Origin of the sequence: Polynucleobacter sp. TUM22923 (assembly GCF_030295705.1) — a bacterium.
Taxonomy (GTDB): Bacteria; Pseudomonadota; Gammaproteobacteria; order Burkholderiales; family Burkholderiaceae; genus Polynucleobacter.
Genome location: NZ_AP027274.1, coordinates 141,619 through 154,591, shown reverse-complemented (window position 1 = coordinate 154,591; position 12,973 = coordinate 141,619). Strand labels below are relative to the sequence as shown.

Below are 12,973 nucleotides of genomic sequence, written 5' to 3'. Positions count from 1 at the left end.
ATCTAAAATATTCATATTTTTGGCTTACCGTAATTTCAGGCTCGACAGGCCAATGAGTACTAATAAAATAGTGATGATCCAGAATCGCACGACTACTTGTGTTTCGCGCCAGCCACCTAATTCAAAATGGTGATGTAGCGGCGCCATTCTAAAAATACGGCGCCCCTCTCCAAAACGTTTTTTGGTAAATTTAAACCATAAGACTTGCAATATGACTGAACAGGTTTCAGCAACAAAAATGCCGCCCATCACAAACAGTACGATTTCTTGACGAACAATCACTGCGATAGTGCCTAAGGCGCCGCCTAATGCAAGCGCGCCTACATCGCCCATAAATACTTGGGCAGGATGTGTGTTGTACCAAAGAAAGGCTAGGCCTGCGCCTCCCATCGCTCCACAGAAAATCATGAGCTCACCAGCACCAGGAATATAAGGGAATAATAAATATTTAGCGTATATGGCATTTCCCATTACATAAGCAAATGCGCCCAGAGCGGCTCCGACCAAAATCACTGGCATGATGACTAGGCCGTCAAGACCATCCGTCAAGTTCACCGCATTACTACTGCCTACAATCACTAAGTAGCTCAAAATGATGAAGCCCATTACTCCCAATGGATAGCTAATTTCCTTCATGAACGGAATCAGCAAATTAGATTTTGCGGGTAGATTTAAAGCAAAACCACTCCGAAGCCAATCTAAGAACAACTGCAATACTTTGAGATTATTCACCTCAGATACAGAGAATGCTAAGTAAACGGCGGCAAATAGCCCAATTAAGGTTTGCCACAAGAATTTTTCCTTTGAAGCCATACCCTTGGGATCTTTACGAACCACTTTGCGATAGTCATCTACCCAGCCTACTAGACCAAAACCAAAGGTCACAATCATCACAATCCAAATAAATCGATTACTGAGGTCCGCCCACAGCATGCAAGAAATAAAGATGCCCAGCAGAATCAACACACCACCCATTGTTGGTGTGCCTGATTTCACCAAATGCGTTTGAGGGCCGTCAGTGCGCACTGCCTGACCCATTTTTAATGCCACCAGCTTACGAATAACCCAAGGGCCTGCTGCTAAGCCAATTAAAAGGGCGGTCACAGTTGCCATCACCGCTCTAAAGGTAATGTAATTAAATACTCGGAAGAATCCGTAGTCATCCTGAAGCCATTGCGCCAATATTAAGAGCATGTCTTAGCCTCCTCTAGCAAAGCCTGAACCACGCGCTCCATACGCATAAAACGAGATCCTTTAACCAAAATATCCAACTGCTGATCCTGACTGTTGGGCAGCGCTCCCAATTGAGTGCTCATTACCTCTAGTAATTGATCAATATCCATAAAGTGAAATGCGTGAGAAGTGAGCGCCCGCTCATTTTTGATCTTATTAAAACCCTGCGCCGCAAAATGAGATTGCTCCCCTAATGCAAAGAATTGAGCAATTCCGCATTCAGCTGCATAAGCTCCAACCTCTTCGTGAAAAGCAGGGCCTTGATCTCCGACTTCACCCATATCACCCAACACGAGCCAAGATATATTTCCTGATCGCTTTAGTGAATCAATCGCAGCACAAACAGAATCAGGGTTAGCGTTATAAGTGTCATCAATCAGCGTACGCTGTGCACTTAAGTATTTAGACTGCATCCTGCCGTTAACCGGGGAAAAAGACTCTAAGCCTGTTTTAATATTTTCAAGACTAAGGCCCGCACCCAAAGCAACGGCACTAGCTGCAAGCGCATTCCTGATGTTATGGTCGCCCAGCGTATTGAGTCGAACCTCAATAACGCCTTGCTCAGTTTGAATTTCAACTTTTCCATTGGATAGGGATGAGCCCGTTACTGATGCGCTAATAACTTGATGATCAGTTGCAAAAGCAAAATCTATCACCTTACGATCCACAGAGGCTTGACGCCATAGACTAGTAAATTCAGAATCTGCCGGAAAAACTGCCACGCCATTAATCGGTAATGCGCTCAGCGCAGTCGCATGCTCGATTGCGACCGCCTCGACTGTAGCCATGAATTCTTGATGCTCACGTTGAGCATTATTGATTACTGCAATGTTGGCTTGTGCAATAGCAGCTAGCTGGGCAGTCTCACCAGGATGATTCATCCCCAACTCAATCACAGCCAACCGATCGCTCTCGCGCATACGCAAGAGGGTCAATGGCAGACCGATATCATTATTCAAGTTTCCCTGAGTCACAAGCACCTGGTCTAAGCCTACTGCCCCCTTAAATATAGAGGCAATCATTTCTTTAACAGTAGTTTTTCCATTGGAGCCAGTGACAAGGGCTACTGGAATCGAAAACTGTGCACGCCATGCTTGTGCCAGCTGACCCAAGCTTTTTCTAACATCTGGGACGCATACTGCCGGAAGATGCTTTGGACACTTATCTAGACTGGAAACAAGTGCAGCACTAGCGCCCGCACTTTCCACATCATCCAAAAAATCATGGGCATCAAATCGATCGCCTACCAAGCTAATGAACAGTTCACCCGCCTGAACCTTTCGACTATCGCTACTTACTCGCGAAATTGATAATGTTTTGGCATCTTCGGGTGCGATGTGGAGCAGCTGACTGCCTGGTAGCATTGCCTGCATTCGAGATAGCGTAGTCATTGGCTTTGTAATGAATGGACTCACACGCTTCTCCCCGCAGCGAGCTGGACATGTTCTTGATCAGAGAAATCAAATTTCTTACCATTAATTTCCTGAGTAAATTCATGACCTTTTCCGGCAATGAGCACAACATCCTTTACATCTGCATGACGTACTGCCGCCATAATTGCAGCAGCACGATCCGAAACAAATTGCACATTTTTTACATCAGCTGTCATGCCTGCTTTAATCATGGCAATAATGGCGTCTGGCTCTTCAGATCTGGGATTATCACTAGTGACAATGACATGATCAGCAAACTCTTGGGCTACAGATCCCATTTGCGAACGCTTACCCATATCGCGATCACCGCCGCAACCGAATACGCACCATATTTTTCCACCCCTTTGATTGGCTATAGGGCGAAGTGCGTCTAACGTTTTAACTAGTGCATCGGGTGTGTGCGCATAATCCACAACAATAAATGGGTGTGCTGTTTTATGAGATCGATGGAGTTGAATTAACTCCATACGACCCGATACTGGGCTTAACTTCGTTATTCGTTTTGTAGCCTCATCACACGGAAACCCTTGACTCAATAGAATAGTCCAGACTGCCAAACAATTACTGAGATTAAACGCACCTATTATTGGGAGCTGCACTAATGCTGAATCAATGCCCTCACAGCTCAAGACGGACTGATAGCCCATCACAGATACAGCGCTATTTTTTGTATATGCTCGTTTTAGGCGGTCTCCGAATTTCTCAAATTCAGTGAAGGCATCTTGACTAAGTGCATACCCCCAAACTTGAGGGCCATTTTTAGCCAACAAGCGAGTTGCAAGCTCGCGACCAAATGCATCATCAAAGTTAATCACTGCATGCAAAAGACCAGGCTGCTCAAAGAGCATTGCTTTTGCCTTGGCATAATCAGACATTGTGCCGTGATAATCCAAGTGATCTTGTGTCAAATTAGTGAATACAGCGCACTCAACTATCAGGCCAGCAACTCGACCTTGGTCTAGCGCATGTGAAGAAATTTCCATTACTACTTGGCTCGCACCAGCATCTACAAATTCTTTTAGTTGCGTTTGTAAACGAGGGGCATCAGGTGTTGTATAGCCAGTACGTACTAAGCAGTCTACAAAACCAGTGCCGAGGGTTCCAAGCAATCCTACCCGATGATTTTTCTCATCCATAACTTGCGCAAGCCATTGGGTAATCGTAGTCTTACCATTAGTACCAGTAACACCAATTACCCGAAGATGATCGCCGGGATACCCATACCATTGCGCACAAAGCGGACCTGCCAATGAGGCAAGATTCTCAATAGCAAAACATTGGGGATGCTCTAGATAGGGATTTGCAATATCACCAGAAGGATCAAATACGATAGCTGCAGCACCATTTTCTAAGGCAGCGTTAATATAATGCCGTCCATCACGCAGCGCATTACCATGACCCACGGAATATGCAAAGAAAATATCACCCTTCTGAATCTGACGAGAGTCAGCACATGCTCTTGCCGAAGCAGGAGTCAGTTCACGCAAATGGGAAACCAATAGATGAGGTTCTGTATACATAACTGCCATCATCTTTTAAGAACCACTGGCTGCGTCTTCATGGCAGCACTTTGAATATCGCTAGGAATTTTTCCGTCTAATGAGGCTTGCCTTGTATTGCTATCTGGCAGAATATTTAAGGAACGTAAGGTTTCACTAACGATCGTTGAAAATACGGGTGCAGCAACATCACCACCATAGTGACTCCCGCCCGTAGGTTCATCGATCATGACTGCTACAACAATACGTGGCGCACTGATAGGTGCAAGTCCAACAAAATAAGCGCGATATTTATTACCGTAGCCCTTGCCTACCAACTTATGTGCCGTACCCGTCTTTCCACCCACGCGATAACCTTCAGCCTGCGCCTTAATTGCCGTACCACCTGGCTCCGTCACAGATTCCATCATGCTGCGCATCTCAATCGCAGTCTTAGCAGAAATCACATGTGTTCCCGGCTTAAAGTCTGGACTTCTCTCAATCGTTAAGGGAACTAACTCGCCATCACGTGCAAAAATCGTATAGGAACGAGCAACCTGGAATAGCGAACCGGAGATGCCATATCCAAAGGCGATTCGCGCCTGGTCTGTCGGCATCCATTTTTTAAAGGGATGCACTGTTCCAGCAACTGCACCAGGAAAGCCAATCTTTGGAGCCTGCCCCATACCAACAGAGGTGTAAAAATTCCACATCTCTTCTGCCGAGAGATTATTCATCGCAATTTTCGCTGTCCCAATATTGCTTGATTTCTGAATAATTTGGGAGATTGTTAAATTGCTATAGGGATGGGTATCGGTAATTGGCTTAGGCCCGACCAAATACTTTGCACCTATCACCATATTTGTTGTTGGTGTAACGGCACCCTTTTCCAAAGCAATGGCAATCGTAAGTGGCTTCATTGTTGAACCAGGTTCAAATGTATCGGTCAACACCCGATTACGTAATTGTTCGCCGGTTAGTTTTCTACGATCATTTGGGTTATAGCTTGGGTAATTTGCCAACGCTAAAATTTCCCCTGTCTGAGTGTCTAGTACTACAGCACCACCTGCACTGGCACGATGCTGCTCGACAGCATTTTTAACTGCGTTGTAAGCTAAGAATTGAATTTTGCTATCGATAGAAAGTTGCAGATCCTTACCGTTCTGCGGTAATTGCAAAATAGCGACATCCTCAACTACGCGCCCTAAACGGTCAACCACCACTCTTCTTTGGCCAGGATGCCCAGCTAATTCTTTTTCTCGGGAGAGCTCCATCCCCTCCTGCCCACGATCCTCGACATTGGTGAAGCCCACAACGTGCGCCATCGCCTCACCTTCAGGATAAAAACGGCGGTATTCGTTGTTTAAGCCAATACCTGGAATTTCTAATTGCTTAATTTTCTGCGCCACTACTGGATCAACTTGACGCTTTAAGAAAATTTGCTTGCGTTCTTCTTTTAGTTTTTTACGTAATTCTGCCTCACCCATTTGTAAGAGGCCGGCCAACTCACGAATCTTCTCAACCGATAGGTCGTCTGGAACAGTATCGTTATAAGCAATAATCGACTTTGCCTCTAAGCTCGTTGCGATTACTTGCCCATTGCGATCTAAGATTTTTCCCCGAGAGGCTGGTAGCTCTAACTCTCGCTGTGTACCACGCACACCTTTGGCTTCATAAAATGCATTTCCAGGGCCTTGAATCCAAAAGGCGCGAATAAGCAACATCATGAAGACGAAGAACAATAGAAACAACATGAGGCGTGAACGCCACATTGGAAGACGCAGTACTAAATTTGGCGTCGTTGAAAATCCAACTGGCCTCATCTTGCTTCCTTCAGATACAAGGTACGCTCAGGAGAAATTGGCACCATGTGTAATTGGTTACGAGCTACATCACGAATTCTGGCGGACTTTGATAGGTTGCGTTGTTCATACTCCAAACGTAACCAATCTTGATTTAGTTTGCGCTCTTCAATTTGCGCACGCTCTAATGCGATAAATAATTTTCGCGCACGTTGCTGTGAAGCTACCAAAGACAGGGCGCAAATCAACAGTAGCGCAAGCAGTGTAAAGGTTGCCCGATTCAAGCTGTTGCTCCTAATCTCTTTTCGGCTACTCGCATAATGGCTGAACGAGCACGAGGATTTTCGCGCACCTCATCAGTACTTGGTTTAATTCGCCCAATAATGGCCAATTCACTTTGCGGCAAATCCCTATCGCGTACCGGTAGACCTCGAGGAATCTCTACTTTAGAGTGGGTCTGTAAAAATTGTTTAACAATACGATCTTCTAGAGAATGAAAGCTAATTACTGCCAGTCTTGCGCCCGGCTTTAGCAAGGTAAGCGCGGCCTTTAATCCCCGTTCGAGATCTTCTAATTCACGATTTATAAAAATACGTAAGGCTTGAAAGGTTCTTGTAGCAGGATCTTGTCCAGCTTCTCGGGTTCGAACTACGCTTGCAACTAAAGTTGCTAGCTCTAAAGTTGTTTTTGGTGCCAACCCTGCTTCACGCTTAGCCACAATTGCTTTTGCAATTTGAAATGCAAAACGCTCTTCGCCATAGGTCTTAATCACATGGGTGATTTCTTCTGGGGATGCTTGTTCCAACCACTGCGCAGCAGTTAGGCCTTGGTCCGTATTCATCCGCATATCTAACGGACCCTCTCGGCGAAATGAAAAGCCCCGATGCGCCTCGTCTACTTGTGGAGAGCTGATGCCGAGATCCAACAAAATACCATCGACGGATCCTGGCTCTGCATACTGATCCATCTGCGCAAAGCTATCGTGCACGATATGTAATCGCTGATCGTTGATTTGCTGAGCTACTGCGATCGCATCCAAATCCTTGTCGAATGCAATCATTTTCGCACTGGAAGGAAGTTGGGCCAGCAATGCCTTTGTATGCCCACCACGCCCAAAAGTCCCATCGATCAAGATGAGATTTTCTGTTGTGCTGTGACTGGTGATGAGTGGGCCGCTGATTAGTGCTGTCACCGCCTCGGCCAGTAGTACTGGGCGATGAGTTGTATTCATGACACCCTGTCATCAAAAATTAAATTGCTTTAACGCTTCAGGCATACCTTGCGCAATGGCAGCCTGCTCTTTTGCAGCATAGGTCGCTGCATCCCACAATTCCAGATGGCTACCCATGCCTAGCAACATCACTTCTTTTTCAATCCCTGCTGCAGAACGCAATTCAGGGCTGACTAAAATTCTTCCAGCACCATCCAAATCTATTTCAGCAGCGTTACCTAAAAATATGCGACGCCACCAGTGGGCATCCATTGGCAATTGGGCAACGCGAGAACGAAATGCTTCCCACTCGGGGCGTGGGAATAAAAGTAGGCATCCATCAGGGTGTTTCGTGAGCGTAATGCGACCCTCGCCTTGAACTAACAAGGCGTCACGATGCTTTGCCGGCACAGACATGCGGCCTTTTGCATCTAAATTGAGAGCTGACGCACCTTGAAACACTGATTTAACCCCACTTTTTCACACTTCCTCCCACTTTAGAGGATCGTTATAAGAGGGTCAAGTCTTTTTGGGTCTTTTTTAGGAAATTATCTATTGATTACAAAGACTTAGCGTGATGTGTTCATAAAATAGTGATTGTAAAAATACTATCTGAAACAGTCACTTGGAATATACACTTAAGGATAAATCTTAGCTATTTAGGGAAATAACTGGTAAATGTACTGTATTGATAAACAGTAATTGGTCTTCAAAATGAAACTGCCAACTATTTAGCATTAGATTCTGTAAGCAGTTTTAGTCATCAATGTAGAAACAGCCTGCATAATTTTTTTAATTGGCTCCGGCAGAGGTTCTCCACCAGCAGAAATTGCCGCCCGACCATGCTCAATTTCATCTTCACGCATTTGGTCCACGATAGCGCGCGAACGATGGTCCTGTTGGGGTAATTTGTGAAGGTGACTTTCTAAGTGATTTTCTACCTGTTTTTCAGTCTCGGCTACAAAGCCCAAGCTCCACTTATCGCCCGCTAAGCCAGCCACGATACCGATTGCAAAAGATCCTGCATACCAAATAGGATTAAGGTAACTCGTGTGTGAGCCAAGCTCTTTCAAGCGAATTTCACACCAAGCTAAATGATCCATCTCCTCTTGCGCAGAATCGCTCAGCATTTGCTGAATTTCACCCCTACGAGCCAGTAATTTTTGAGCTTGGTACAGCGCCTGGGCACAGACTTCGCCTACATGATTTACCCGCATCAGCCCAGCAGAATGCTCTCGATCAGCAGTTTCAAGTTGATCAGCTGAATAGGCATTTGATCCTGGCATAGGCCGGTGGGCATGAGCCCCGCCCGCCATCGACCGAAGCGCAGTATCGAACTCCATAATGAGACGGTCAACAAAAGCCATAGCTGATCGTACTCTTAGATTAAAACTTCTGCTTTTGAACTTTGCTTCGTCTTTAGTCCAAGATCAGCCAAAAGCGCGCGGTCCTGCTCAGCCTCTGGATTACCGGTAGTAAGTAGTTGCTCACCATAGAAAATAGAGTTAGCTCCAGCCTGAAAACACATCGCTTGAACCGCTCTTCCCATCTCTTGGCGACCTGCAGATAAACGCACCCGTGCCCGCGGCATCGTAATCCGAGCTACCGCGATTGTTCTAACAAATTCCAAAGGGTCTAGGGGTTGTTGATGCTCTAGAGGCGTGCCTGCGACAGGCACTAAATGATTGATCGGAACAGACTCAGGATAGGGGTTTAAGTTGGCAAGGCGCGCCAAAAAAGCGGCACGCTGCTCTCGAGTTTCACCCATCCCAACAATGCCACCGCAGCAAACTGACATACCCGCAGTACGTACATTAGCTATCGTATCCAAACGATCTTGATAGCCTCGGGTTGAAATGACTGAACGATAAAAGTCTTCACTTGTGTCTAAATTATGATTATAAAAATCTAAACCCGCCTCCTGAAGCGCCAGAGCCTGACTGGCTTCTAGCATTCCTAGTGTGGCGCAGGTTTCTAGACCTAACGCTTTTACACCCTTAATCATGGCGGCTACTTTTTCGATATCCCGATCCTTAGGCTCGCGCCAAGCAGCACCCATGCAAAAACGATTAGAGCCCGCAGCCTTCGCAGCTCGCGCAGCATCTAAGACCTCGTCTAAATCCATTAATTTATTGGCCTTAACATCTGTGTCGTAGCGGGCAGCTTGTGGGCAGTAGCTGCAATCCTCAGGGCACCCCCCAGTTTTAATAGAGAGTAAGGTAGCCAATTCGACATCGCCATCAGGAAAGCTCAATCGATGCACTTCTTGCGCCCGAAACATCAGCTCACTAAATGGCAACGCAAACAGGGCCTCGATCTGGGAAACACTCCAAGGCCCAGATGCATCAAGCTCCCGATACAAATCCGCTTTAGACTGCACTTGAGTAAGGGTTTTTTCAGCAATTTGAGTAGCTGGCATAGTCGAATTCCAGAAAATAGATCAATTTAAGCCATAAACATAACAGATACGGGCGCAAATTAGGAAAAACTAGTGGTCAAATACTAAACATGAAGGTTATTACCAACTCTAATCAAACGCCGTTAGTTGCGCGTAGCCAGGATGCTGTTTGGCATCCCTGCACCCAAATGAAACATCATGAGTCTTTTCCATTGATTGCCATCACCAGAGGAAAAGGGGCATGGCTTTTCGATGAAAAAGATAGCCCACTACTCGATTGCATTAGCTCTTGGTGGACTAATTTATTCGGGCACTCCAATCCTCGCATCAATCAAGCCATTACCGATCAACTCGAAAAAATTGAACATGTCATGTTGGCAGGGTTCACTCATCCACCGGTAGTGGAGCTATCAGAAAAGTTAGCCGCTTTGACCAAGGGGAATCTAGGTCATGTTTTTTATGCATCTGATGGCGCCTCTGCCGTAGAAATTGCCCTCAAGATGAGTCACCATTTTTGGCGACTGGGCAATCAACCCAATAAACAAAAGTTTGTTTGCCTACAAAATGGCTATCACGGCGAAACACTGGGCGCACTAGCGGTAACTGATGTGGCTATCTTCCGAGATGCTTATGGTGCATTGTTACAAAGCGTATTCACCATACCATCGCCCGATGCCCGCAAAGCAACACTGGGTGAGGACGCCGATGAGATTGCGAGACAGGCAGCAAAAAAATTAGAAGAACTACTGGAAGTTGAGCATGCCAATATTGCCGCCATCATTGTTGAGCCGTTAGTGCAATGTGCTGGGCAGATGGCGATGCACTCACCTGAATACCTACGTATCGTCAGAGCCCTTTGCGATAAGTTTGATATCCATCTCATCGCTGATGAAATTGCGGTAGGCTGTGGACGTACTGGAAAATTCTTTGCCTGTGAGCATGCAGGGATATGGCCAGACTTCTTGACATTATCTAAAGGGATTAGCGGCGGATATCTACCGCTATCGCTCTCCATGACTACTGACAAAATTTATCAAGCATTTTATGGAGATAAAACTCAACAAGGTTTTTTGCATTCGCACTCTTACACTGGAAATCCTCTCGCTTGCGCAGCCGCCTTGGCCTGTTTAGCAATTTTCGAAACAGAATCTGTACTTCAAAATAATATTGGACGTAGCAGTGACCTTGCTAAAGCATTTGCTTGGGCTAAAGAGGATGAGCGCATCGAGCATTGGCGCCAGCAAGGCATGATCCTTGCTTTTGATATCAAGCCGCATGTTCTTCAAAGCCAAGCGCATTTTGCTCGCGAGATGTTCTCAGCCAGTATTCAGGAGGGTATCTTGATCAGACCTATTAGCAATACGATTTATGTGATGCCCCCTTATATCTTGTCTCAAGAAGAAACAATTCAGATGGGTAAATCAGTCCACAGTGCTTTAAATCGGACGCTGCTATGAGTCAGAAATTTAGTGCGCTGCAGATGGCGAAAGATCAGATTGATGATCTAGATTCGAAGTTGTTAAAGCGCAAGCTGCGCACCACAAAGTCAGCCTGCGATGTCGAAATCACCATTGATGATCGTCAGCTCAAAGCATTTTGTAGCAATGATTATTTGGGCTTAGCGAATCACCCAAATTTAGTCGAGGCCCTAGCACAGGGCGCAAAGCAATATGGTGTTGGCAGCGGCGCATCTCATCTCATTAGCGGTCATAGCATCGCTCACGATTTGCTGGAGAAAAAATTAGCCTCTTTTCAGAGTCAACATATTCCAAATACACGGGCGCTTTTTTTTAGCACTGGCTATCTTGCTAATATGGCCGCTATTACTGGCTTGGTTCGACTTGCTGCTTCTGGTGATGTCAGCATTTATTCAGCGGCACTCAATCATGCCTCACTGATTGATGGCGTACGTCTCGCTAGTGCACAAACAAAAGCAACCGTGGCCATTTTTGATCATCAAAATCTAGATGCGCTAGATGTAATGCTCAGTAAGGATAGGCATTCACTCAAGATTATTGTGCTTGACGGCGTTTTTAGTATGGACGGGGATATTGCGCCAGTGAGCAAGCTCATTGAAATCGCCAACCAGCATAACGCTCTTCTACTGATTGATGATGCCCATGGTTTTGGGGCTCTTGGTCAACATGGGCATGGCATTCTTGAGCAATTTAATGTCCATTCAGAGCGCATTATTTATATTGGTACGCTCGGAAAAGCAGCCGGCGTGAGTGGCGCTTTTGTTTGTGCCTCCGCTCCATTTGTTGAATGGCTGATTCAAAAGGGTCGCCCCTACATTTACAGTACTGCAACACCACCAGCTATTGCACATACCGTTTTAAAAAGTCTCGAACTAATCGAAGGTCCAGAGGGAATACGTCGTCGTCAACAGTTAAATCAACTGATTACCGTTTGGCATCAAGAGATGCATTTTTCTCATTGGGAAAAAGTGCCTTCATGCACCGCTATTCAACCGATTATTTTGGGCAGCAATGCCAATGCTTTGGCGGCAGCGAAGTTACTAGATGAGGCGGGTTATTGGATTCCAGCGATTCGTCCGCCGACCGTTCCTATTGGGAGCGCACGTTTAAGAGTGACCTTCTCTGCTAATCATAGTATTGAAGATCTATCTGAGCTCATCCATACGTTAAAAATCATCGAGCAAAAAGTTATTAAGGGGTCTCAATCTTGAGTTCTCTTATGAATCTATCAACTGGTTTTTTTATCACTGGCACGGATACCGAAATTGGTAAAACCTTAGTAGCGGGCGCCCTTATTTTGAAGTTAAAAGAAGCCGGTCAAATATCGGCTGGTTTTAAACCGGTAGCTGCTGGAACTTATATCGATGCTAGTGGTCAAAAATGCAATGAAGATGTAGAAACATTAAGTTTGGCCTCAGGACTAAACTCACGAGAGCATGTGCTTTGTCCTTATGTCCTAGATGAGCCGGCGGCTCCACATTTAGTAGCTAAAGAACAGGATATCCGCCTAGATTGCGCTGTCATTCTCGATGCCCTAGGAGTACTTACAACTCAGTTTGACGCTGTAGTAGTGGAAGGTGCTGGTGGTTTTTTAGTGCCCCTTAACAGCCAAGAAGATTTGGGTGATTTGGCCCAAGCGATCGATTTGCCGGTCATTCTGGTGGTCGGAATGCGTTTAGGCTGTATTAATCACGCATTACTTACTTGTGAAGCTATTCAATCTAGACAACTCAGTATTGCGGGATGGGTTGCAAATACCCTTTCTGAGGAAATGCCGTTTTTAGAAGAAAACATCCAGACTTTGAAAGATCGAATCTTTGCACCCTTCCTAGGCGTTATTCCCAGCCTTCCACAAACATTCCAGAAGCAGGCGAATAGCCCCTACTCCATGGATGCCTTACATTTTGCTGCGCAGTATATAAGGCTGCCCCAGTAAATTCG

The 12,973-nt window shown here is 45.8% G+C and carries 12 protein-coding genes; 3 read left to right on the top strand and 9 right to left on the bottom strand.

Annotated features, from left to right (window positions below; genetic code table 11):
• Positions 1-24: 24 nt before the first annotated feature.
• The 9 genes from mraY to bioB all read right to left on the bottom strand — a co-directional run bounded on the left by mraY (position 25) and on the right by bioB (position 9,575).
• Positions 25-1,194 carry a phospho-N-acetylmuramoyl-pentapeptide-transferase gene (gene mraY, locus QUD86_RS00860; RefSeq protein WP_286297347.1) on the bottom strand — a complete coding sequence of 390 codons (1,170 nt, stop codon included), beginning with the start codon at positions 1,192-1,194 and terminating at the stop codon, positions 25-27.
• On the bottom strand, positions 1,185-2,624 hold the full coding sequence (locus tag QUD86_RS00855; protein ID WP_286298563.1) for a UDP-N-acetylmuramoyl-tripeptide--D-alanyl-D-alanine ligase: 1,440 nt from the start codon (positions 2,622-2,624) through the stop codon (positions 1,185-1,187). The genes mraY and QUD86_RS00855 overlap by 10 nt, the downstream gene beginning before the upstream one ends.
• Positions 2,625-2,644: 20 nt before the next feature.
• Positions 2,645-4,186, bottom strand: a complete 1,542-nt coding sequence (locus QUD86_RS00850) for a UDP-N-acetylmuramoyl-L-alanyl-D-glutamate--2,6-diaminopimelate ligase (protein ID WP_286297345.1) — start codon at positions 4,184-4,186, stop codon at positions 2,645-2,647.
• Positions 4,187-4,194: 8 nt separating this feature from the next.
• Entirely contained in the window at positions 4,195-5,967 is a 1,773-nt protein-coding gene (locus tag QUD86_RS00845) for a peptidoglycan D,D-transpeptidase FtsI family protein (RefSeq protein WP_286297343.1), read from the bottom strand.
• A complete protein-coding gene (ftsL, locus tag QUD86_RS00840) occupies positions 5,964-6,230 on the bottom strand; it encodes a cell division protein FtsL (RefSeq protein WP_100379392.1) in 267 nt (88 codons plus the stop codon). Before ftsL ends, QUD86_RS00845 begins: the two co-directional genes overlap by 4 nt.
• Positions 6,227-7,177 (bottom strand): 16S rRNA (cytosine(1402)-N(4))-methyltransferase RsmH, encoded by a 951-nt coding sequence (rsmH, locus tag QUD86_RS00835; RefSeq protein ID WP_286297339.1) that lies wholly within the window; start codon positions 7,175-7,177, stop codon positions 6,227-6,229. Before rsmH ends, ftsL begins: the two co-directional genes overlap by 4 nt.
• A gap of 12 nt (positions 7,178-7,189) precedes the next feature.
• On the bottom strand, positions 7,190-7,618 hold the full coding sequence (gene mraZ, locus QUD86_RS00830) for a division/cell wall cluster transcriptional repressor MraZ (RefSeq protein WP_286297336.1): 429 nt from the start codon (positions 7,616-7,618) through the stop codon (positions 7,190-7,192).
• A gap of 275 nt (positions 7,619-7,893) precedes the next feature.
• Positions 7,894-8,523 carry a 2-polyprenyl-3-methyl-6-methoxy-1,4-benzoquinone monooxygenase gene (gene coq7, locus QUD86_RS00825; protein ID WP_286297334.1) on the bottom strand — a complete coding sequence of 210 codons (630 nt, stop codon included), beginning with the start codon at positions 8,521-8,523 and terminating at the stop codon, positions 7,894-7,896.
• A 14-nt stretch (positions 8,524-8,537) separates the two neighbouring features.
• Entirely contained in the window at positions 8,538-9,575 is a 1,038-nt protein-coding gene (bioB, locus tag QUD86_RS00820; protein ID WP_286297332.1) for a biotin synthase BioB, read from the bottom strand.
• Positions 9,576-9,664: 89 nt separating this feature from the next.
• Between bioB and bioA the strand changes: the two genes are divergently transcribed.
• From bioA to bioD, 3 genes are read left to right on the top strand one after another with little or no spacing between them, the layout of a single operon-like run.
• Positions 9,665-11,011, top strand: coding sequence for an adenosylmethionine--8-amino-7-oxononanoate transaminase (gene bioA, locus QUD86_RS00815; protein ID WP_286297330.1), 1,347 nt, complete (start codon positions 9,665-9,667; stop codon positions 11,009-11,011).
• Positions 11,008-12,243 (top strand): aminotransferase class I/II-fold pyridoxal phosphate-dependent enzyme, encoded by a 1,236-nt coding sequence (locus QUD86_RS00810; protein ID WP_286297328.1) that lies wholly within the window; start codon positions 11,008-11,010, stop codon positions 12,241-12,243. The genes bioA and QUD86_RS00810 overlap by 4 nt, the downstream gene beginning before the upstream one ends.
• An 8-nt stretch (positions 12,244-12,251) precedes the next feature.
• Complete coding sequence (gene bioD / locus QUD86_RS00805; protein WP_286297326.1) at positions 12,252-12,968, top strand: dethiobiotin synthase; 717 nt, start codon at positions 12,252-12,254, stop codon at positions 12,966-12,968.
• The last annotated feature ends 5 nt before the right edge of the window (positions 12,969-12,973 follow it).

What these genes read in the sequence shown, in the direction of transcription:
- mraY (WP_286297347.1), bottom strand. Translation starts at nt 1,194, where the DNA reads ATGCTCTTAATATTGGCGCAATGGCTTCAGGATGACTACGGATTCTTC.
- QUD86_RS00855 (WP_286298563.1), bottom strand. Translation starts at nt 2,624, where the DNA reads ATGACTACGCTATCTCGAATGCAGGCAATGCTACCAGGCAGTCAGCTG.
- QUD86_RS00850 (WP_286297345.1), bottom strand. Translation starts at nt 4,186, where the DNA reads ATGTATACAGAACCTCATCTATTGGTTTCCCATTTGCGTGAACTGACT.
- QUD86_RS00845 (WP_286297343.1), bottom strand. Translation starts at nt 5,967, where the DNA reads ATGAGGCCAGTTGGATTTTCAACGACGCCAAATTTAGTACTGCGTCTT.
- rsmH (WP_286297339.1), bottom strand. Translation starts at nt 7,177, where the DNA reads ATGAATACAACTCATCGCCCAGTACTACTGGCCGAGGCGGTGACAGCA.
- coq7 (WP_286297334.1), bottom strand. Translation starts at nt 8,523, where the DNA reads ATGGCTTTTGTTGACCGTCTCATTATGGAGTTCGATACTGCGCTTCGG.
- bioB (WP_286297332.1), bottom strand. Translation starts at nt 9,575, where the DNA reads ATGCCAGCTACTCAAATTGCTGAAAAAACCCTTACTCAAGTGCAGTCT.
- bioA (WP_286297330.1), top strand. Translation starts at nt 9,665, where the DNA reads ATGAAGGTTATTACCAACTCTAATCAAACGCCGTTAGTTGCGCGTAGC.
- QUD86_RS00810 (WP_286297328.1), top strand. Translation starts at nt 11,008, where the DNA reads ATGAGTCAGAAATTTAGTGCGCTGCAGATGGCGAAAGATCAGATTGAT.
- bioD (WP_286297326.1), top strand. Translation starts at nt 12,252, where the DNA reads ATGAATCTATCAACTGGTTTTTTTATCACTGGCACGGATACCGAAATT.